The organism is Paenibacillus sp. LPE1-1-1.1 (assembly GCF_040676435.1).
Taxonomy (GTDB): Bacteria; Bacillota; Bacilli; order Paenibacillales; family Paenibacillaceae; genus Pristimantibacillus.
This window is the reverse complement of the sequence record NZ_JBEGHY010000038.1, coordinates 1-248: the sequence shown is the minus strand read 5'-3', so window position 1 is coordinate 248 and position 248 is coordinate 1. Positions and strand designations below refer to the sequence as shown.

The following is a 248-nucleotide window of genomic DNA, read 5'->3' as shown; positions in this document are numbered from 1 at the left end:
ATCCTCGGATCAATGCCTGCTTACGGCTCCCCGGGGCGGTATCGTTGTTCGCCACGTCCTTCTTCGGCTCCTGGTGCCTAGGCATCCTCCGTGCGCTCTTACTAGCTTAACCATATGCTCGGGTGATTCGGCTTGCGCTCCGTTACCGCTTTTTCCCTTGAACAATAACCTCTGTAGAGGTGGGGAAAAAGTCGTTAAATGTCGCTGCAATCTCGAACACCTTTCGCTAACAATAAAAACAGCTTAAA

General features: G+C 51.2%; 1 rRNA gene. It reads right to left on the bottom strand.

The window, feature by feature from the left end:
- A 23S ribosomal RNA gene (locus MRBLPE1_RS26750) occupies positions 1 to 112 on the bottom strand; the annotation flags it as partial.
- Between the last annotated feature and the right edge of the window lie 136 nt (positions 113 to 248).